We start from the raw sequence: 18,346 nt of genomic DNA, 5'->3' as shown, positions 1-18,346 counted from the left end.
TCACATGCAGTGCCGCCAGGTCCCGCTAGTGCCGGAAATGGCGCATCCCGGTGAAGACCATGGCGATACCCGCCTCGTCAGCGGCAGCAATGACTTCTTCATCGCGGATGGAACCACCCGGCTGGATGATCGCCGTGGCGCCGGCGTCGACAGCTGCGTGCAGCCCGTCGGCAAACGGGAAGAAGGCGTCCGATGCGCACACCGAACCCTTGGTCCGCGGCTCATCCCAACCGTTTTCGGCGGCGGTCGCCTCTGCCTTGCGGACGGCCAGGCGGGCGGCTTCCAGGCGGCTGGTCTGGCCCATTCCGATCCCCGCAGTCGAGCCGTTGCGGGCATAAACAATGGCGTTCGACTTCACATGTTTGACTACTTTCCAGCCAAACATAAGATCGGTGAGTTCGGCGTCGGTCGGCGCGCGCTTGGTGACGACCTTCAACTCCGACGGCGCGATCATGCCAATGTCACGTTCCTGGACCAGCAGGCCGCCGGCGACTGTTTTGGTCAGCCAGCCACCCTGTTTCGGGTCCGGCATCCCGCCTGTCAGCAAGACACGCAGATTAGACTTGGCGGAGAGAACAGCGAGCGCGTCCTCGTCCGCGTCGGGTGCAATGACGACTTCGGTGAAAATCTTCACAAGCTCCCCGGCAGTGACCGCGTCGAGCGTGCGGTTCATCGCCACGATACCGCCAAAAGCGGAAATCGGATCGGCCGCGAAGGCCTTTTCATAAGCGGAAGACAGCGTGTCGTGCACAGCGACGCCGCACGGATTGGCGTGCTTGACGATAACAACGGCGGCGCCGTCGTCTGAAGCAAACTCGCCGGCCAGCTCGAATGCCGCATCAGCGTCGGCCAGATTGTTGTAGCTCAGGGCCTTGCCCTGGACCTGTCGGCCCGTCGCGATGCCAGCCCGGTTTTCGGCGCTTCTGTAAAAGGCGGCGTTCTGATGCGGGTTTTCGCCATAACGCAGGGCCTGGGTCAGCGCGCCACCGAAGGCGCGGTATTCCGGGGCCGGATCTTCGAGTGTGTCGGAAAACCAGTTTGAGATGGCGGCGTCATAGGCGGCCGTGCGGGCATAGGCCTTGGCGGCCAGGGACTTGCGAAGATCGAGCCGCGAATGCCCGTCATGTTCGGCCATGTCGGCCAGGACCCGGTCCACATCGGCGCCATCCACGCAGACATTCACCCAGGCGTGGTTCTTGGCCGCGGCGCGGATCATCGCAGGTCCGCCAATGTCGATATTCTCGACACAATCGGCATAGGCGCCGCCTTTTTCGACGGTTTCCTCAAACGGGTAGAGATTGACGTAAAGCAGATCGATGTGCGGGATGCCGTGTGCACCCATGGCAGCGCGATCATCGCCATTGTCGCGTCGCGCCAGCAGGCCGCCATGCACGCGCGGATGAAGTGTTTTCAGGCGGCCGTCCATCATTTCCGGGAATTCGGTGACTTCGGACACGTCCCGGGCCGGGATGCCGGCCTCCTTGAGGCTCCGCAGCGTGCCGCCGGTCGACAGGATTTCGACACCGGCATCGGCCAGCTGCCGTCCGCGCTCAACCAGGCCGGACTTGTCAGAAACGGAAATCAGGGCGCGCCGTACCGGGGCGAGATCAAGGTCTGACATGGAAGGCTCTCCGTAGTTGGTTCCGGCATCTCCGCGGCGAGGTATCACGGCGGTGGGGCAAGTCAATCATCCAGGGGCGAGGGGCGCAATTTGCAAAGGGCCTCCAGCGCCGCGGATGCTCCAGCGCTGTTATTGCTGCCGGCTGCTTTGACAATGGCATCCAGCCCGGCGCTGACAGCGACCGGGTCAAGGGCCGGCCCGGTAACCGCCCAGACGCCGTCGATTGAAGTCTCGATCGTGCTCTCGAAGTCATAAACGAGGCTTTCATGACGCTTTTCGCCCGGTCGAAGCCCGACAACACGGATCGCACCCGGTGCGTCGGGGTCCCGACCGCGCAAGCGCAGCAGCTGCCGGGCCAGACGCATGATTGATACGGGGCGCCCCATGTCCAGCACATACAGGGCCCCGTTCAGGGCTGGATCGGCGGCGGTCTGGGCCGCGGCATCCAGCACGAGCCCGGATGCCTCTTCGACGGTCATGAAATAACGTGTCGCTTCCGGATCGGTTACGGTCACCGGGTCACCCGCTTCGATCTGGCGTTCGAACAGGGGCACGACGGAGCCGGTTGAGCCGAGCACATTGCCAAAGCGGACGACGCAGACACGGGTCGTGTCCGAGCGCGGGGCGGCAGAACGGGCGTAAAGTTCGGCGGCGCGTTTCGTTGCCCCCATGACATTGCCGGGATTGACGGCCTTGTCGGTCGAGATCAGCGCGACAACACGCGCGCCATATTGTTGCGACATCTCGATCGTGTTGACGGTGCCGATAATATTGGTGCGTGCTGCCTCGCCCGGGTTTCGCTCGCTCATCGGGACATGTTTGAGGGCGGCCGCATGCAGGACGACATCGGGCCGTTCCTCGCGGAAAATCTCGTCAAGCCGGTCACGGTCGCGCACATCGCCGAGCACGGCGCGCCAGGCAACACCGGAGAAACGTTTGGCAAACTCCAGGTCGATTTCGTAGAGATTGGCCTCCGAGGCGTCGAACAGGATCAGTTTTTCCGGCTCAAGCGTCGCCGCGAGCCGTGACAATTGAGACCCGATGGTCCCGCCGGCACCAGTGATCAGGACCCGGCGCCCCTCAATCAGCGGCCGAGCGGGTGACAGGTTGGGTGCGCGGGGCGGCCGGTTGAGCAAATCCGCGGCTTCGACCGGGGAAAAGGCTTCGCGGCCGTCCGAGGGTCGTGCCCGGGACAGTTTTGCACCCGTCCGGGAGGCAATCCGGATGAGTTGATTGACGATGTCGGCATCCGTATGGGCACCGGCCAGGACAAGTCGCGGAGCTTCCTTCTCGACTTCAGACAGGCGTTTGAGGGCTGCGGGCAAGGCCTCCAGGCCGCCCAGGACCGGAATGCCACGAATGGCATGTCCCGTGAGGGTCGCGCCAGGTTCGATCAAGCCCTTTGTCCGGAAGGGGGCGGATCCGTTGCGCCGGCCAAGGTCGCGCAAGGCGTCATCCAGCTCCAGGTCGGTGCCCACCAGGATCGCCGTCGGCTTGGTACGATCCTCGATCTGCAGCGCGCCCCGCAGACCCTGGGTCCTCAAGGCCGCCACAAACAGGCGGGCAGCGAGCAGGATGAACAACAGGATCGGTATTTCCAACAGGATCGAGGTGCGCGGAAATCCATCGAGCCGGTTGATCAGGAAAAGGATCGGCAGAAACACAAGGTTGGCCAGAACGATGGCCCGCACAATTCGCGCTGCATCGTTCAGCGCTGTATAGCGCCACAGGCCGCGATGGAGCCCTTCAATCGGGAAAATGATGGCGCAAGCCAGAGCGAAAACAGCGACGGATTGCAGCACGATGTCGTCCGGCGGCGCTATCGGTTCGAACCGATAGCGCAGCAATACCGCAACCCACATTGAGATCGCGCCGGCCGCAAGATCGAACAAGGCCACCGCGACCATCGAAATCTGGCTGCGGATTGACGTGACGCCGCGTGTCTTGGATGGCGCCTTGCTCATCCGGTTTCCCCCTGGGTCCCACCAACCTGACCGAGCCTTTGAAACGCCCAGCGCACCCGGTTGGGGGGTCTGTCGCCCGCTCCGAAGGGCTCAGCCTCCCCTTGTACTACAATCTGTGTCGCCCGTTGTGGAGGCGCACCGGCAGCGAGATACACCGAGCGCTCAAGCCGTATCGGGCCGCCATCGGTCCGGAAGCGCCATCCATCCCCGTCCGGCTGGACGAGCAGGGCGCTCATATTGTCCCGGGACAGCGACGCCCGGACGTCCGGATGCAGGTGAAACCGGATGGCGAAACGATAGCGCACGTCGACATCGTCCGGGGGTCCGTCGGACACTGGCCGGAAGAGCGCATCCTCGCCGCGCAGGTCGCCGCCGTCAGCTGCCAGGAAGACCCGCCGCCGATGCGACAGCCCGAACTCTTCGCGATAGCCTTCATGGATGCCTTCGAGCCAGACACCCATATCCTCTTCATTGCGGCGGGCTGTGACCGGGCCTGGCGCAGAGGCGAGTCGCGGGCCGAGCAGATCGCGCTGCCAGCCCGGAGCGAACAGGCGCCCGGAAGAGGTTTCCTCGAGGGTCAGCGTCGAATGGGCGGCCGTTGCCCGAACCGCCTCACGCCAGCTGGATGGCTGGTCATCATGCCAGCCGCAATTGACCACCAGCCGCCCTCCGGTTGTGCACAATTCGAAGGCCAGGGCGCTGGCATGGGCTCCTGTGCTCAGCACACCTGGCGGCGCTTTTCCGACATCCAGAATGATCGTGGCGCCTCCCGCTTCGGCGCGGTGATAGCCGGAATGAGGGGCAAAACCGAAGGGTTTGGCGCCGGTCTCGTCGCGTGCCAGGGCCATTTTCAGCGCCCCGTGATCGCACTCGCCACCACCGTGAAAACTGGCCAGACCACCATCGCTCATCCGGAAAAAACGACCCATTGGCGCCAACCGGTCGATCGCCCGGATGATTTCCTTGGGAAATTCGACCCCGGCCTTTTCGGCCACGTCACGCAGCGCGATCAGATCAATCAGTGTCTCGGTGCCGGCACGCGGCGAACGGGACACATGACCGCCGTCCGGCAGGATCTGGCGCTTCACTTCCTTTTCCAGCGCCGCCAGACCGGCTTTTTGCAGTGCACCCTGCCGGGGCACTGAAAGCCCGGCAAAAGACAGGGCTATGGCGCAACGCAGCCGGACCGCGCCGTCATGGGCCAATGGTATGGTGCGCTGGAGATAGCGCGCCTGCCGCAGCAGGCTTCGCAGTCGGGCATTCCGCGCCTTCCGGTCGCCCTCTTCGCTTTCGAAAAGCGTGTTGCCAGCCCGCAGCCAGTTGATGATCCGCGCTGAAAGGACGCCATGGCTCCAGGCGAAGCTGTTCCAGCGCCCAAACGCCCGGATCCAGTCATCGACGAGTGCTCTGGCCTCATCCGCACCACTCGTACTTTCGGACGGACCACCAGCCTCGGCGGTTGGCATTGGGTCGTCAGCGGGATCGGGCGGGGTGTCCGGTGAGGCGATGACGTCGCGCAACCAGCCAAATCCATGCAATCGCCGCGCAAAGGCGCGGGTCGGTGCAGGTTTCAGCCAGATGTCGTCCTGTGCGGGGTCGATAGACAGGAGGTCACCGGCCAGCTGGAACCGACCGGCCCGGATTTCCGAGCCGCGATCGGGGCGACTGGCATAAAAATCCTCAGGCAGCGGGCCGATTTCACCGGGCAGGGCCCCGAGGTCATGCAAGCTGGTGAACAGGCCGACCGAGTGCAACGTTGATGACGCTTCACGGCGCGCCGCGGCCACGATCGCCACAGCATAATCTGACAGACGCACCGCGCGAGCCATGGGTCAGCGACGCAAGGCTGAAATATTGTCGCGATAGGCGTCCGGCCCGCCCTTGAACACCGCAGACCCCGCGACCAGCGCTGAGGCACCTGCATCGAGGCAGTCCCTGGCGGTCTGCGGATTCACACCGCCATCGACCTCGATCATGGTCGACAGGCCGCGCTGATCGATGCGTGCCTTGAGGGCTTCGATCTTCTTCAACTGGCTGGTGATGAAGCTTTGTCCACCAAATCCGGGATTGACGCTCATCACCAGGATCAGGTCGAGTTCGTCTAGCACGTAATCAATCACCTCGACCGGTGTCGACGGGTTCAGGGCTGCGCCGGCCTTGGCGCCGGTAGCCTTGATCGCCTGGACGGTGCGATGGAAGTGCGGACCGGCTTCCGGGTGAGCGGTGATGATGTCGGCGCCGGCATCGGCAAAAGCCTGGATATACGGGTCGACCGGGGTAATCATCAGATGCACATCGAACGGTTTCTTGCTGTGTGGGCGAAGGGCCTTCACGACAGCCGGGCCGATGGTGAGATTGGGCACGAAATGGCCGTCCATCACATCGATGTGAATCCAGTCGGCACCAGCGGCGTCGATGGCGCGAACCTCGTCACCCAGCTTGGCGAAATCGGCTGAGAGGATCGAGGGGGAAATGATAGCGGGATTGACCATGTCGATCCGATAACAGTGGGGCCAAACCGGCGCAAGTCGAAGACGTCGGGAGGGGCGAGTTTCAGCGCTATCCCGCGCGCTTTGTAAAACGGGCGATGAAGAAACCGTCCATGCCGCCCTGTTCGGCCCATAGGGCCGGTGTCAGACGAACCCAGCCGGCCGGTGTCAGCGCGCTCTCGACGCCCGCCAGCTCGTCGGGCTGGATGGGCGACTCCTTGAGTTGCCGGTGCCGTCCCGCGACCCGGCCAGCCAGCGCCTCGCCTTCCTCGGGCTGCAGCGAGCAGGTGCAGAGCACCAGCTGTCCGCCGGGTTTCAGCATGGCGGCTGCAGCCTTGATCATCTCATCCTGCAGCCGGGCCATCCGTCCCGTGTCGTCAGCCCGCTTGATCCAGGCCGCTTCGGGATGGCGCCGCAATGTGCCGGTGGCAGTGCAGGGTGCGTCGAGCAGCACCGCATCGACCGGCTGAGCCGGCTTGTAGGTCAGGGCGTCACCGGCGACGAGCGTGGCTGACAAGCCGGTGCGCCCCAGATTTTCACGCACCCGTTCGAGGCGCTTCTCGGACAGGTCCAGCGCGGTGACATCAGCACCGGTCGCGGCCAGTTGCATGGTTTTGCCGCCGGGCGCCGCACACAGATCGATGACAGACGAACCGGGTCCCAATGTCAGCAGGGTGGCAGGGATGGCAGCGGCCGCATCCTGGGCCCACCAAGCGCCTTCGCGATAGCCGGGCAGGGCCCGGACATCGCCCACTGTGTCCCGACGCAAACTGCCGTTCGGCAGGATTGTCGCGTCGAGCGCCCGGGCCCAGTGCTCGCGTGTGTCCGGATCCTTGACCGTCAGATCGAGCGGTGGCGCAACCGTGATTGCATTGGCCATCCGGCTGAGCGTGCCGGGGCCGTAGGCGGCGCGCCAGCTATCGCGGAGCCAGTCGGGCAGATTGTCGCGAGGCAGGGTTGGCTTGAGGCGTTCCCGGCCCTCACGATCGACGCGCCGAAGGACAGCGTTGATCAGGCCTTTCAGCTTTCGCGCGTCGCTGCGGGCATCGGCCAGCTCGACGGTTGACGACACGACCGCATGCGGCGCGCCATCCATCCACAATAGCTGGGTGGCGCCGGTGATGAGCAGGGCTTGCGCACCTTCTGACGTCTCGTGCAGGGGGCGCGACAGCAGCCCGTTCAGAACGGTGCGGGTCTGGCCGAGCCGCCGAAAAGTGGTCGCTGTGATGGCGCGCGCAAAGGCGCGATCACGATCGCTCATCGCAGCAAATTCAGGGGTGTGCTCCAGCGCCGCCTCGAGCGTGCGGCGTTGTTTCATCACGGCCATATAGGCAAGCGCCGCAGCACGGCGAGGGGCGAGACCATCACTCATGGCGCCGGGCTAGCACGCAGACCCCGTCCCGTCGATGCCAAGCCGCCGTGCGGCTGACTCATCCCCACGGCCCGCGTCGCGCCCACGGCCCGGGTCCGGATGTTGCCCCGGCCCCGGCCATCTGGCGGAGCCGGTCGATCCGGTTCGCCGTATCCGGATGGGTCGAGAACAGATTGTCCATGCGTTGCCCGTTGAGCGGGTTGATGATGAACATGTGGGCAGTGGCCGGGTTGCGTTCGGCACCGGCATTCACGGTCCTGCGCGCGGTGCGCTCGATTTTCTCCAACGCACTGGCCAGCGCCATCGGATTGCCGGCAATCTCGGCCCCGACCCGGTCGGCCTCATACTCGCGGGCCCGACTTATGGCGCTCTGGACCAGCATGGCGGCCATCGGCGCGAAGATCATCATTGCCAGCGTTCCGAGCAGTCCGGCGCGATTATTGCCGCCGAAAAACAGGGCGAAATTGGCCAGCATGCCGATCGCGCCGGCCAGTGTGGCGGTGACGGTCATGGTGAGCGTGTCACGGTTTTTGACGTGGGCGAGCTCGTGCGCCATGACGCCCTGAACTTCGACCCGGTCCAGGCGTTCGAGAAGTCCGGTAGTCGCCGCGACGGCAGCGTGGGACGGATCCCGCCCGGTCGCAAAGGCATTGGGTTGGTCGCTCTGCATCACGAACACGCGTGGTATCGGCATGCCCGCGCGGCGGGCCAGATGCTCGACATCGCCGGCATATTGCCGCAGGGCGGGATGGCGTTCATCGGGGCCGATTTCCCGGGCGCCATGCATGCGCAGCACCATGTCGGCTGAATTCCACCAGGCATACAGGTTCATTCCGGCCGCCACGACCAGAGCCAGCATGGCGCCTGCGGCACCGCCGAGCAGATAGCCGATTCCCATGAAGAGTGCCGTCATTCCGGCGAGCAGGAGGAAGGTTCTCAATGTGTTTGCTGTCATTGTCCGGGCCTGTGTGTCTTGGCGTGGCGTGCTGGTCAGACTATCTAGATGGGATGAGCGATGATGATCAGCAAGACGGGACGGACAAAGCGACCATCCCCTCCCCGGACGCCGCGCCGAGAGTCTTGAGTCCCGAGGCCAGACGGGCCCTTGCCGAAGCCGAAGAGCGCCGGAAAATTGCACGTCAGGCCGAACTCGCGCCGGAGACCGGCGGCCGCAAGGGTCCGGAGCCGACCCGTTTCGGTGACTGGGAAAAGAAGGGCATCATCTGCGACTTTTGACGCCGGTGAACAACGTCCTCGAGCGGCTCTCTGTGGCCATCCTTGACACGCCTGACGAGGGCTGAGCCGGCGCGACCTTCGCGTCACGGGTGCAGGCGCTTAGGTTAAATAGGACGGCCTGATAGTGTGTCGGAATGAGACACGTGGTCCTTTCATGCCTCGCTGCGCTGGGCGGCCTTGCCTGTACTGCCGGATCGGCCAGTAGCCAGACCGCGATCGAGCGTGAGTGCTCGCCGCAGGACATTCGTCAGGCACTGGCCGGGGATTATGCCGGTCCGCCCTGTCGCTTTACCGAAATGCCCGACGACATGGATGCCGCGCCACGCAGCCCCTCGCCGCAACTCGCAGGCGCCCCGCCGGTGGCTCGCCAAGCGCCTTTGCCGGCTGTGCAGGCGCCCTCGCGCCGCCACATACCCGCGGCTGTTGCCCCGCCGCCTCCCCGTGCGCAGGAAACGGCCCATGAAGTCGTTCGCCTGGACGACAGCTTCTTTTCCGGTGGTCTTGTTGGGGGTGTCGGGCGCGCACCATCGATCAGCTATGTCTATCGCGGTGTAATTGTCATTGACGGGACGGGGCGAGTCTCGACCCTGGCGCCCGGGCAGGTCACCTCTGCCCCGGTTCTCCGCATGGACAGACGGGCCGCGCTGCGGACCTACCCGGTTGGTCACTAACCGAAATCCAGGCTCAGACCGAGGCGATCTCCGCCACAATGGCAGCTGCGGCGGCTTTCGGGTCGGCGGCGGCATTGACCGGTCGGCCGACCACCAGGTGGCTGGCCCCGTCTGACAGGGCGCTGGCCGGCGTGGCGACCCGCTTTTGGTCACCGATATCAGCTCCGGCCGGCCGTATGCCTGGCGTCACAATCAACAAGTCCTTGCCAAAGCGTTCGCGGATCTCCCGCGCCTCATGAGCGCTGGCCACGACGCCATCGACGCCGGCTTCCAGCGACTGCTCGACACGGCGCAGGACAAGGTCCCGGGCACCGAAGGCATAACCCATCTCGGCCAGCATCTCGTCGTCGTAACAGGTCATCACCGTGACACCGAGAAGTTTCAGGTCAGACCCTTCCCGGCCCGCCACGGCGGCCCGCATCACGGCGGGCTCGGCGTGGATGGTCAGCAGGTCGGCGCCGCCGCTGGTGATCGACCGCGTCGCTTTTTCGACCGTCGCTGGAATGTCGTGCAGTTTGAAGTCCAGAAAGACCTGCTTGCCGGTCGACTTGATACGCCGGCACAGGTCCATGCCCCCCATCGGGAAGAGCTGGAGGCCGATCTTGTAGAACTCGACGGTGTCGCCAATGGCCTCGACGAGCGACCAAGCGGCTTCGGTTGTCGGCAGGTCGAGCGCGACGATCAGGCGGGAATCAGATTGTGACATGCGCCGGTTTTAATCTGCCTTGAACCGCGGACGCAAGCATCAAGCAGGCCGGGCAGCAATCCGCACGCGGCCTTGTGATTAGCCTCCTGCCAAACTATTGCTGCATCGAGAGGTTTGCGAAACGATGAGTGATGTCTTCAAGGCTCTGGCCCATCCGGTGCGGCGCGAAGTGCTCCGGATGCTGCGTGACGGGCCAAGCTCGGCTGGCGTGCTGGCAGATCGGTTTCCGGTCTCAAAGCCGACCATGTCAGGACATTTCTCGACGCTCCGGGAGGCGGGGCTGATCGTGGCCGAACGGCATGGCACGACCATTCTCTATCGTCTGAACGCCAGCGTCGCCGATGAAGCGATCGCCTGGTTGCTGGACCTGGCGGGCAAGCGCCCGGCCGAAAATGAGGACCTGTGAACATGAAGCGCGAACTGATCTTGTCCGGGTTGTTTATTGCTCTGGCGCTGGTTCTGGCCGGCCTTGGATGGCTGGGCACTGACGCGACGACCCAGATTCCGGTGCATTGGGGTATCGACGGTCAGCCCGACCGTTATGGCGGACGGCTTGAGGCCTTTTTCCTGTTGCCGGCGATCATGGCCGGGCTATCGGTCCTGTTTGCCGTCCTGCCGTCGATAGATCCGCGTGGTCGCAATCTGGAACGGTCGCGTATCGTCCTGCAGACCGTGTGGATGGGGGTGCTCGCGCTCCTGCTGTTGGTTCAGACCATCCTGGTCGGTTTGGGATTGAGCTGGATCGAGCCTGCCGATGAGACGCTCGTGCCGACCCTGATATTGACGGCGGTCGGCGCGCTTTACGTCTTGCTCGGCAATGTGCTTGGCAAGGCCCGACCGAACTGGTTTGTCGGAATTCGGACCCCATGGACCCTGTCATCGGACCTGTCCTGGGACAAAACCCATCGCCTGACGGGCCGGTTGATGGTGGCGGGCGGCCTGGTGATGATGGCCGGGGTCTGGTTCCTGTCGGCCGAACGGCAGATCGGCCTCGTTATTGCCACCGCCCTGATACCGGCGGCCACGGGCATGGTCGTTTCGTATCTGGTCTGGCGATCCGATCCGGCCCGTCAGACGGCAACACCGGATGATGTCGACTAGGAAGCCGTCACGCCGGCAAAGATGTGGAAGGGGAAGTGTTCGACCAGCTGGCGGGACACCTCGATGCCGCGCACCGGATTGCCCTGGCGGTCCAGCCGTGGACTCCAGAGCGCGAATCCGGCGACGCCGGGCACCACAATCATCAGCCCGCCCGACACGCCCGATTTGGCTGGCAGGCCAACGCTGAACGCGTATTCCCCGGAATAGTCATACATCCCGCATGTCAGCATTAATGACAGGGTGTTGCGGACAATACGGCTATCGATCACCCGGTGCCCGGTTGTCGGGCAAACACCGCCATTGGCCAGGGTTGCGGCGACGACGGCGAGTCGGCGACAGTCCAGGGTTAGCGAGCAAGCGCGAAAATAGACGTCCAGCGCGGTCCGCGGATCGCTACCTTCGGGAAAAGCATCGTGCTCATCCATCAATTTGACCAGTGACTGGTTCCGCGTCGCGGTCGCGCGTTCGCTGGCATAGACCGCTTCATCAATGTCGACCGGTTCGCCGCCCGCCGCCGAACTGACGAAGCGAGCCAACAGGCTTGTGCGGTCGGCCACCGACCAGTGGGGGCGGATCATGGCGCTGCACATGATGGCGCCGGAATTGATCATCGGGTTGTGCGGCCGGTTGTCGGGGTCAAGGGCGAGCTCGTTGAAGCGGCGCCCGGACGGCTCACGACCGACATGGCGGTGCACCTGGTTCTCGCCATTCAGTCCCATTGCCAGGGCGTAGATCATCGGCTTGATAACGGACTGTTGGCAGAATGCGGTCCGGGCGTCACCCAGCATGGCCTGCTGTCCGTCGATCGAGCAGGTCGCCAGCCCGAAGGATTCCGGGTCCTGCTTGGCCAATTCCGGGATGTAATCGGCGAGCGATCCGCGCGTGCAGTCGCGGGCATAGACAAAAATATTGGCCAGCCGGCTGGCGAATTGGTCGAACCGCTCGATGATCAGACCGTCATTCAGCGCCTGCACCATAAGTGAAAGGGCATCAGAACTAACCTGCACGGCCAGCTGATCGGCTACCAGCGGTCCATCCGGCAGGCTTTCGAGGCCCGACAACCTTGGTAGATACAGTGGTGAGAGTCCTCGACGCTCAAGCGCTTCCAGCAAGTCAGCCTTGGTCGAATAGCCGAGTGACGCGACATGGCGACAGACCCCGGCGGCCAATGCTTGGACATTTTCGCGTGTGTCCGCGTCCTGCTCGAAACGGGCCGGGCGGGCGAGAAAGCGGGCGAATTGATCGTTTGAGAACGAAGTCATGGCGCCATGAATGGGCAGGAATGAGCGACTGTCCAGCATTGCCACCGTCAGGATAATGCCGAAACTGATGGGAAACACTTGCCTGTCCGCAAGAGCAGCGCTACGCGCATGGACATATCAAGAAGGAAATTGCTCATGTCCGCGAAAAAGCCTGTCAAAAAGGTCGTTCTTGCCTATTCCGGCGGCCTGGACACATCGGTTATCCTGAAATGGCTACAGGATGCCTACGATGCCGAGGTCGTGACGTTCACGGCGGATCTCGGGCAGGGTGAAGAGCTGGAACCGGCTCGCCGGAAGGCTGAGGCGGCTGGCGTTTCCGAAATTTTCATTGAGGATCTGCGCGAGGAATTCGTACGCGACTTTGTGTACCCGATGGTTCGGGCAAACGCTGTCTATGAGGGCCTGTACCTTCTGGGCACGTCGATTGCGCGTCCGCTGATTGCCAAGCGGCTGGTTGAAATTGCGCACGCCACTGGCGCTGACGCCGTCGCTCATGGCGCGACCGGCAAGGGCAATGACCAGGTCCGGTTCGAGCTCGGCGTCTATGCCCTGGACCCGGACCTTCGCGTCATCGCGCCCTGGCGCGAATGGGACCTGAACTCCCGGACCAAGCTGATCGCCTATGCCGAAGAGAATGGCATTGAAGTCGCCAAGGACAAGCGGGGCGAGGCGCCCTTCTCGGTCGATGCCAATCTCTGGCACACCTCGTCCGAGGGCAAGATTCTTGAGGACCCTGCCGAGGAAGCAGCCGATATTGTCTATCAGCGCACCGACGCGCCCGAGGCGGCTCCGGACAAGCCGGAATACGTCACAATCGCCTTCGAGGCCGGTGATGCCGTTGCGGTCAACGGCGAAGCCATGAGCCCGGCCACCCTGTTAACCAGGTTGAACGCCCTGGGTCGCGTACACGGGGTCGGCCGTCTCGATCTGGTGGAAAACCGGTTTGTCGGCATGAAGTCACGGGGAATCTATGAGACGCCGGGCGGCACCATATTGATGGCCGCCCATCGCGGTATCGAGCAGATCACGCTGGATCGTGGCGCCTGCCACCTGAAGGACGAGCTCATGCCGCGTTACGCCAAGCTTCTTTATGAGGGCTTCTGGTTTTCGCCGGAGCGGGAGATGCTGCAGGCTGCGATCGATCATTCACAGAAGGACGTCACCGGTGAGGTTCGACTGAAGCTCTACAAAGGGTCTGTGAACGTTGTGGGGCGTTCGTCGGAGCATTCGCTTTACTCGCTCGAACACGTCACTTTCGAGGAAGATATTGTCTATGATCAGAAGGACGCCGAAGGCTTCATCCGCCTGAACGCCCTGCGGCTTCAACTGCTCGCGCGCCGCAAGCGACGTCTCGGTCACAATGAATGAAAAATTCATTTGGCCCATCAGGGCTTTACTTGCGGGGCTGTCGGCCTGAGGCTGCTTGGCCCTTTGATGATGGGGTTAATCGGACCTTTAGGGCTCCAGCGCAGGGTGGCGATCCTGGTGGGGCCAAGCGGAGGGTGAGGGGCGTATGTACTCCATCCTGCTGACAGTATTGCTGGACTTGGCATTCGCCGCGGTACCCGCCGCGGCGGTTGTCTACATGTTCCGCTATGCCGAAACGCTTCGTCAGGCGGAAATCATAAATCCTGTCCGGGTGTTGACTGTCGGGTTGCTGGTCTGGGCCTTCTATCACCTGCTGGACGCGGGCGTGTTGTTGATCGGGCCGTTCTTTGTCGAGGATGCCGGGGTTCCGGGCCTGTCAGCTTTCATCCAGACCCGCTTGCGCTGGTTCACAGATGCCATTGCCTCCGCATTCCTGATCGTTGGTTTTGTCTGGCTATTCCGGCGCATGATCGAAATTCTGGATGGGTTGAGAAGCTCAAATCAAGCGCTCGAGAATGAGCTCGATGACAGCAGCGAGCGCGAAGCTGAGTTGAAGGCGCGGGCGAATACGGAGCGCGCCCAGAGCCAATCCCGGTCTGAGTTCATTCTTGGTCTGAGCCATGAGCTGCGGACACCACTGAATGGTATTCTGGGTCTGTCCGGCTTGCTTGCGAACACGGACCTCGATCCCTCACAGCGCAAACTTCTGGCGACCGTGGAGCGGTCGGCGCAAGCCATGCTTGCCCGAGTGTCCGACGTATTCGACCTGGCACGCCTCGAAAACAATCGCGTTGAATTGCGCAGCGTGGCCTTCCGCCCGGCTGAACTTGCCCAAACCATCCTGGGACTGTTTGAGCCACTTGCGGGTGAAAAGGGTTTGGAGCTGGCCCTGGAAATCGGTGAAAATGCCGATTCACCCGTGCTGGGTGACCCTGTCCGGGTCAGGCAGATTCTCAATAATCTAGTTTCAAACGCGATGAAATTCACGCCGGGCGGATCGGTGACGATCACGGTGCGGCAGTCCGCAGACCGTGCCGGGAAAAACTGGGTTGAGTTCCAGGTCGTCGATACGGGTGTTGGCATGGATGCCGCCATGCTGGCACGCATCGCGGGCCGGTCCGGGAGCGAGTCTGGCGGCGACAGCGGGCTGGGGTTGTCGATCTGCCACCGCTTGTCTGCCTTGATGGACGGCGACTTGAAAATCAGCAGCCAACCGGGATCCGGTACCTGCGTGACCGTCCGCCTGCGCGTCCAGGCCGAACCGGAAGATTCCGGTCAGGATTGAGGTGCTCCAGGCTTCGCCTGCCCGATTTGCTGGGCTAGAGTGCTCGCCGGAGGACCTTTCGATGAAGCTCGTTGTAGCACTGGTGACCGCCGCACTCGGATTGAGCGCCTGCGGCGATACGTTGGACAATACCAATCACGCCGCCTTGTTTGCCTTGGCGCCCGAGAATGTCCGCGCCGATATTCAGGCGGCGGACCGACACGTGCTCGTCGTGCGACACGCGTTGAAGGTCTCGCCGGACTGCAATGCGATGGACTGTCCGCTCAGCCCCGAAGGCGACCTCATGGTCGAGCGCCTGACCGCGCTGATCGGCGACACGCCGGTGGACCGGGCTTTCTCCAGTGCCGCCTGCCGGACTCGCCTGACTGCCGCAGCAGGCGGAATCGAGGTGGTCGCGCATCAGGCGGTTGATGGTTATGCCGTCGGATGCTTGGACGGCGAGACGGTCGATCGTGTCCGCGCAGATGCCTATGCCGACGTGGATGCTGCAGAGACCGGCTGGACCCTGGTCGGTGAGCATTCCAACACCTCCTGTCTGTGGATGTCGGCCTATGCCGGCCCCGAAGCGGCGCATGCCGCTGGCTGTGACGGCGAGGGCCGGCTTCCCGAAGACGCCTATGGCGATATTTTCTGGCTCTACGGGACGGGCGAGGACTGGTCCCTGACCGTTTTGCCGGACGCGTTTTCCATTTCTGGCTGATCCCATGCGACTGCTCTTTGTGTGCACCGGGAATATTTGCCGCTCTCCGACTGCCCATGCGGTTGCTCGAACCCGGTTGTCAGCCATCGGCCTGGACTGGCGGGTGGCTAGTGCCGGGACCGGCGGCTGGCATGCCGGCGAAGCGCCGGACGAGCGCGCCACCGCTGCCGGTACGGCGCGTGGGCATGACTTTTCCGGTCTCAGCGCGCGGGAGATCGAGCCGGATGATTTCGACCGCTTTGACCACATCATTGCCATGGACCGCAGCCATTTGCGCGCCTTGCGCGCGATGCCGGGTGCCGGCCGTGGCGCGCGGATCAGCTTGATGATGGACTGGTCCGGCGAAGCCGGCATCGATGTTCCGGACCCCTATTATGGTGGTGAAGACGGTTTCGACCAGGTGCTGGACATGATCGAGCGGGCCGTTGACGGCCTCATCGACCGGCTGCGCAACGATCAAAGCAGCGGATAGTCCGCCTCGGCTTCATAGATGTTGCTCTCACCGCGCGAGGTCCAGCTGGAATAAAGCGTGAAATGGGTCGCCCGCCATGGCTCGGTGGCAAAGCCGCCGGTGCGTTCGGCGAACCGGGTCAGCCGGTCGATCGGGGTGCCTTGCAGGTATGCCAGCGTCATGTGTGGATGGAAGTTGCGGTGTTCCGGTTCCAACTTGCAACGGCGCGCCGCCCGTTCGCATTTTTCGTTGAGCTCTGACAGGGCCTCGCTGGGGCGGACTCCGAGCCAGAGTGCGCGCGGATCAAGCTTGCCGAACCATCCGGATCCCAGAAGCGCCAGATCGAAGGGCGGCATGGCGATATGGGCCAGTTCCGCGTCCAGGTCCTCGGCCTGGCGCTCGTCCACGGTCCCGAAGAAGCGCAGGGTGATGTGAAAATTCTCCCGCGGACGCCAGCGGGCCCCTGGAACGCCTTTCTGCAGACGCGCGATCTCGGCGTGCAGGCTGTCCGGGACTGGCAGGGCGGCAAACAGGCGAAGCGTCATGACTCATCATCCGGTCGGACCTCCAGCTAGGGTGATTTCGGGTGTAGAAGCAATGCCGACCCATGGGGCGGGATTGGCGGCGCTCCAGTCCCCCATTGCACTGACAGCCGAAACTTGCCTTCCAGCCCCGGGATCATGATATATTGCCGACAAAGCGCCTGTTTGGGCGCGCGTAGCCAAGAGAGACGTCAACAATGAATGATTTTTCCCGCACCTATTCCGGCGCCGGCACGCTGGACATGTCGGTGGATGCCGGCCTGCGCAAGTTCATGCTCGGCGTTTACAACAAGATGGGCCTCGGCCTGCTGCTGTCGGCGGCGATCGCTTACGCTGTGGGCACCTACCCGCCCCTGACACAGCTGGTTTTCGGCACGCCCTTGCTGTTCGTGGTTCAGTGGGGTCCGTTGGCCCTGTTGTTCGGCTCGATGTTCTTCATGCGCAATCCATCACCGGCCGGCTCGGCGATCCTTTACTGGGCCATTGTCGTTCTGATCGGCGCCAGTCTGAGCTTCTGGGTCATCATCGCCTCCCAGAACCAGGTTGTTCAATCAGTTGGAGGCCGCAGCCTGGCGATTGATTTCGGAACAATTGCTCAGGCCTTCGTGATCACGGCCGGTTCATTCATGGCGCTCTCGGTGTTTGGTTATACGACCAAACGCAATCTGATGCCGCTGCAGAACTTCCTGTTCATGGCGATGTTCGGTGCGATTGCACTGGGCCTGATGAACGCCTTCTTCTTCCAGTCCGGCATGCTCGAGCTTTTGCTTCAGTTTGGCGTCCTGCTGCTGATGGCGGGCGTCGTTGCCTGGCAGACCCAGACACTGAAAGTCACTTACTACCAGATTGCTGGTGACCAGCGCTCAATGGCCGTGATGACGAATATGGGCGCGCTGAACCTCTACATCGCCTTCGTCAACATGTTCCAGATCATCCTGTCTTTGCTCGGTAGCCGCGAATAGCGCCTCGCCGACAGGCTGAAACAAGAAACCCCGGAGCTGGTGCTCCGGGGTTTTTCTTTGGCGCGGAGGTTGCCCGCCGAATTCAGTCGATCACGCGGAATTTCTTCTTGTCGAACACCGTCATCACCTGGGTGAGATCGTGGCCGCGCTTGAGGATCTGCCCGCTGACTGAAACCACCTTGAACTGGCCCTGGCGATTGGCGTCGGCGGGCGTCTTGATCACCGAGAACATCGGCATTTCGCTATGGCGCCGGAAGATCGAGAACACGGCTTCAGTGCGCAAACCGTCAATCGCATAATCCTTCCACTCGCCCTGGGCGACGAAACGTCCGTAGACACGCAGGATGGTGTCGAGTTCGCGCCGCGTCCACATCACCGGTTCCGGTTTGGGCCTCGCCGTCGGGGATACTGTCTGCACCCGGAATTCTCCTGCCAGTTGAATCAACCTGTCCAGCTTACAAACATTTCACGCAGTGCCGCAAAGTCGCCACATTCCGGGCGCGTTCCGGCCATACGGGACCACCACCGTCTCACTTGTCGGCCGGTCGCAAAAACGCCTCCGAGCCTGGTTTTAGACAGCCCCCCCAGCCCCCCGGGTCAAGAGGCTGCGGTCCGG

At 63.1% G+C, this 18,346-nt stretch carries 19 protein-coding genes; 9 read left to right on the top strand and 10 right to left on the bottom strand.

Annotated features, from left to right (window positions below; all coding sequences use genetic code 11):
* Nucleotides 1–25: 25 nt before the first annotated feature.
* The 6 genes from purH to htpX all read right to left on the bottom strand — a co-directional run bounded on the left by purH (nt 26) and on the right by htpX (nt 8,401).
* The gene (gene purH / locus MMAR10_RS15085) at nt 26–1,621 is read right to left on the bottom strand and encodes a bifunctional phosphoribosylaminoimidazolecarboxamide formyltransferase/IMP cyclohydrolase (protein ID WP_011644853.1); all 1,596 of its coding nucleotides are present in this window, start codon (nt 1,619–1,621) and stop codon (nt 26–28) included.
* A 62-nt stretch (nt 1,622–1,683) separates the two neighbouring features.
* Nucleotides 1,684–3,585 carry a polysaccharide biosynthesis protein gene (locus MMAR10_RS15080; RefSeq protein ID WP_011644852.1) on the bottom strand — a complete coding sequence of 634 codons (1,902 nt, stop codon included), beginning with the start codon at nt 3,583–3,585 and terminating at the stop codon, nt 1,684–1,686.
* Nucleotides 3,582–5,402: a heparinase II/III family protein gene (locus tag MMAR10_RS15075; protein ID WP_190273935.1), complete on the bottom strand. Its 1,821-nt coding sequence runs from the start codon at nt 5,400–5,402 to the stop codon at nt 3,582–3,584. Before MMAR10_RS15075 ends, MMAR10_RS15080 begins: the two co-directional genes overlap by 4 nt.
* A 15-nt stretch (nt 5,403–5,417) precedes the next feature.
* On the bottom strand, nt 5,418–6,077 hold the full coding sequence (rpe, locus tag MMAR10_RS15070; protein WP_011644850.1) for a ribulose-phosphate 3-epimerase: 660 nt from the start codon (nt 6,075–6,077) through the stop codon (nt 5,418–5,420).
* A gap of 67 nt (nt 6,078–6,144) precedes the next feature.
* Nucleotides 6,145–7,446, bottom strand: coding sequence for an RsmB/NOP family class I SAM-dependent RNA methyltransferase (locus tag MMAR10_RS15065; protein ID WP_011644849.1), 1,302 nt, complete (start codon nt 7,444–7,446; stop codon nt 6,145–6,147).
* Nucleotides 7,447–7,504: 58 nt separating this feature from the next.
* Nucleotides 7,505–8,401, bottom strand: a complete 897-nt coding sequence (htpX, locus tag MMAR10_RS15060) for a zinc metalloprotease HtpX (protein ID WP_011644848.1) — start codon at nt 8,399–8,401, stop codon at nt 7,505–7,507.
* 53 nt (nt 8,402–8,454) lie between these two features.
* Between htpX and MMAR10_RS15055 the strand changes: the two genes are divergently transcribed.
* Nucleotides 8,455–8,682, top strand: a complete 228-nt coding sequence (locus tag MMAR10_RS15055; RefSeq protein WP_011644847.1) for a DUF1674 domain-containing protein — start codon at nt 8,455–8,457, stop codon at nt 8,680–8,682.
* 134 nt (nt 8,683–8,816) lie between these two features.
* Nucleotides 8,817–9,353 carry a hypothetical protein gene (locus MMAR10_RS15050; RefSeq protein ID WP_011644846.1) on the top strand — a complete coding sequence of 179 codons (537 nt, stop codon included), beginning with the start codon at nt 8,817–8,819 and terminating at the stop codon, nt 9,351–9,353.
* Between the two features lie 13 nt (nt 9,354–9,366).
* Here MMAR10_RS15050 and pyrF read toward each other — a convergent pair whose 3' ends face one another.
* Nucleotides 9,367–10,059: an orotidine-5'-phosphate decarboxylase gene (gene pyrF / locus MMAR10_RS15045; RefSeq protein ID WP_011644845.1), complete on the bottom strand. Its 693-nt coding sequence runs from the start codon at nt 10,057–10,059 to the stop codon at nt 9,367–9,369.
* Between the two features lie 124 nt (nt 10,060–10,183).
* Between pyrF and MMAR10_RS15040 the strand changes: the two genes are divergently transcribed.
* Both MMAR10_RS15040 and MMAR10_RS15035 read left to right on the top strand, forming a co-directional pair.
* Nucleotides 10,184–10,465, top strand: coding sequence for a metalloregulator ArsR/SmtB family transcription factor (locus tag MMAR10_RS15040; RefSeq protein WP_011644844.1), 282 nt, complete (start codon nt 10,184–10,186; stop codon nt 10,463–10,465).
* A 2-nt stretch (nt 10,466–10,467) separates the two neighbouring features.
* Nucleotides 10,468–11,160: an SdpI family protein gene (locus MMAR10_RS15035; RefSeq protein ID WP_011644843.1), complete on the top strand. Its 693-nt coding sequence runs from the start codon at nt 10,468–10,470 to the stop codon at nt 11,158–11,160.
* Here MMAR10_RS15035 and glsA read toward each other — a convergent pair.
* On the bottom strand, nt 11,157–12,500 hold the full coding sequence (gene glsA, locus MMAR10_RS15030) for a glutaminase A (RefSeq protein WP_049755769.1): 1,344 nt from the start codon (nt 12,498–12,500) through the stop codon (nt 11,157–11,159). The two genes, MMAR10_RS15035 and glsA, sit on opposite strands and share 4 nt — an antisense overlap.
* 57 nt (nt 12,501–12,557) lie before the next feature.
* On the opposite strand from glsA, the gene MMAR10_RS15025 reads away from it, so the two are divergent.
* The 4 genes from MMAR10_RS15025 (at nt 12,558) to MMAR10_RS15010 (ending at nt 16,247) form a co-directional block, all read left to right on the top strand.
* The gene (locus MMAR10_RS15025; protein WP_011644841.1) at nt 12,558–13,790 is read left to right on the top strand and encodes an argininosuccinate synthase; all 1,233 of its coding nucleotides are present in this window, start codon (nt 12,558–12,560) and stop codon (nt 13,788–13,790) included.
* 145 nt (nt 13,791–13,935) lie between these two features.
* Nucleotides 13,936–15,075 carry a sensor histidine kinase gene (locus tag MMAR10_RS16515; RefSeq protein WP_011644840.1) on the top strand — a complete coding sequence of 380 codons (1,140 nt, stop codon included), beginning with the start codon at nt 13,936–13,938 and terminating at the stop codon, nt 15,073–15,075.
* 61 nt (nt 15,076–15,136) lie between these two features.
* Entirely contained in the window at nt 15,137–15,775 is a 639-nt protein-coding gene (locus MMAR10_RS15015) for a histidine phosphatase family protein (protein ID WP_011644839.1), read from the top strand.
* Between the two features lie 4 nt (nt 15,776–15,779).
* Nucleotides 15,780–16,247, top strand: coding sequence for a low molecular weight protein-tyrosine-phosphatase (locus MMAR10_RS15010; protein ID WP_011644838.1), 468 nt, complete (start codon nt 15,780–15,782; stop codon nt 16,245–16,247).
* On the opposite strand, the gene thpR is transcribed toward MMAR10_RS15010, so the two are convergent.
* Complete coding sequence (gene thpR / locus MMAR10_RS15005) at nt 16,232–16,771, bottom strand: RNA 2',3'-cyclic phosphodiesterase (protein ID WP_011644837.1); 540 nt, start codon at nt 16,769–16,771, stop codon at nt 16,232–16,234. The genes MMAR10_RS15010 and thpR overlap by 16 nt on opposite strands.
* A gap of 194 nt (nt 16,772–16,965) precedes the next feature.
* Between thpR and MMAR10_RS15000 the strand changes: the two genes are divergently transcribed.
* Nucleotides 16,966–17,730 (top strand): Bax inhibitor-1 family protein, encoded by a 765-nt coding sequence (locus MMAR10_RS15000; RefSeq protein ID WP_011644836.1) that lies wholly within the window; start codon nt 16,966–16,968, stop codon nt 17,728–17,730.
* Nucleotides 17,731–17,812: 82 nt separating this feature from the next.
* On the opposite strand, the gene MMAR10_RS14995 is transcribed toward MMAR10_RS15000, so the two are convergent.
* Nucleotides 17,813–18,148, bottom strand: a complete 336-nt coding sequence (locus MMAR10_RS14995) for a DUF2794 domain-containing protein (protein ID WP_011644835.1) — start codon at nt 18,146–18,148, stop codon at nt 17,813–17,815.
* Nucleotides 18,149–18,346 lie beyond the last annotated feature (198 nt).

It is taken from the genome of Maricaulis maris MCS10 (genome assembly GCF_000014745.1).
GTDB classification, from domain to species: domain Bacteria; phylum Pseudomonadota; class Alphaproteobacteria; order Caulobacterales; family Maricaulaceae; genus Maricaulis; species Maricaulis maris_A.
This window is presented reverse-complemented; position numbering and strand designations above follow the sequence as displayed.

Bases quoted from the DNA above. Each gene is read 5' to 3' on its own strand.
- purH (WP_011644853.1), bottom strand. From the start codon at position 1,621: ATGTCAGACCTTGATCTCGCCCCGGTACGGCGCGCCCTGATTTCCGTT.
- MMAR10_RS15080 (WP_011644852.1), bottom strand. From the start codon at position 3,585: ATGAGCAAGGCGCCATCCAAGACACGCGGCGTCACGTCAATCCGCAGC.
- rpe (WP_011644850.1), bottom strand. From the start codon at position 6,077: ATGGTCAATCCCGCTATCATTTCCCCCTCGATCCTCTCAGCCGATTTC.
- MMAR10_RS15065 (WP_011644849.1), bottom strand. From the start codon at position 7,446: ATGAGTGATGGTCTCGCCCCTCGCCGTGCTGCGGCGCTTGCCTATATG.
- htpX (WP_011644848.1), bottom strand. From the start codon at position 8,401: ATGACAGCAAACACATTGAGAACCTTCCTCCTGCTCGCCGGAATGACG.
- MMAR10_RS15055 (WP_011644847.1), top strand. From the start codon at position 8,455: ATGAGCGATGATGATCAGCAAGACGGGACGGACAAAGCGACCATCCCC.
- MMAR10_RS15050 (WP_011644846.1), top strand. From the start codon at position 8,817: ATGAGACACGTGGTCCTTTCATGCCTCGCTGCGCTGGGCGGCCTTGCC.
- pyrF (WP_011644845.1), bottom strand. From the start codon at position 10,059: ATGTCACAATCTGATTCCCGCCTGATCGTCGCGCTCGACCTGCCGACA.
- MMAR10_RS15040 (WP_011644844.1), top strand. From the start codon at position 10,184: ATGAGTGATGTCTTCAAGGCTCTGGCCCATCCGGTGCGGCGCGAAGTG.
- MMAR10_RS15035 (WP_011644843.1), top strand. From the start codon at position 10,468: ATGAAGCGCGAACTGATCTTGTCCGGGTTGTTTATTGCTCTGGCGCTG.
- MMAR10_RS15025 (WP_011644841.1), top strand. From the start codon at position 12,558: ATGTCCGCGAAAAAGCCTGTCAAAAAGGTCGTTCTTGCCTATTCCGGC.
- MMAR10_RS16515 (WP_011644840.1), top strand. From the start codon at position 13,936: ATGTACTCCATCCTGCTGACAGTATTGCTGGACTTGGCATTCGCCGCG.
- MMAR10_RS15015 (WP_011644839.1), top strand. From the start codon at position 15,137: ATGAAGCTCGTTGTAGCACTGGTGACCGCCGCACTCGGATTGAGCGCC.
- MMAR10_RS15010 (WP_011644838.1), top strand. From the start codon at position 15,780: ATGCGACTGCTCTTTGTGTGCACCGGGAATATTTGCCGCTCTCCGACT.
- thpR (WP_011644837.1), bottom strand. From the start codon at position 16,771: ATGACGCTTCGCCTGTTTGCCGCCCTGCCAGTCCCGGACAGCCTGCAC.
- MMAR10_RS15000 (WP_011644836.1), top strand. From the start codon at position 16,966: ATGAATGATTTTTCCCGCACCTATTCCGGCGCCGGCACGCTGGACATG.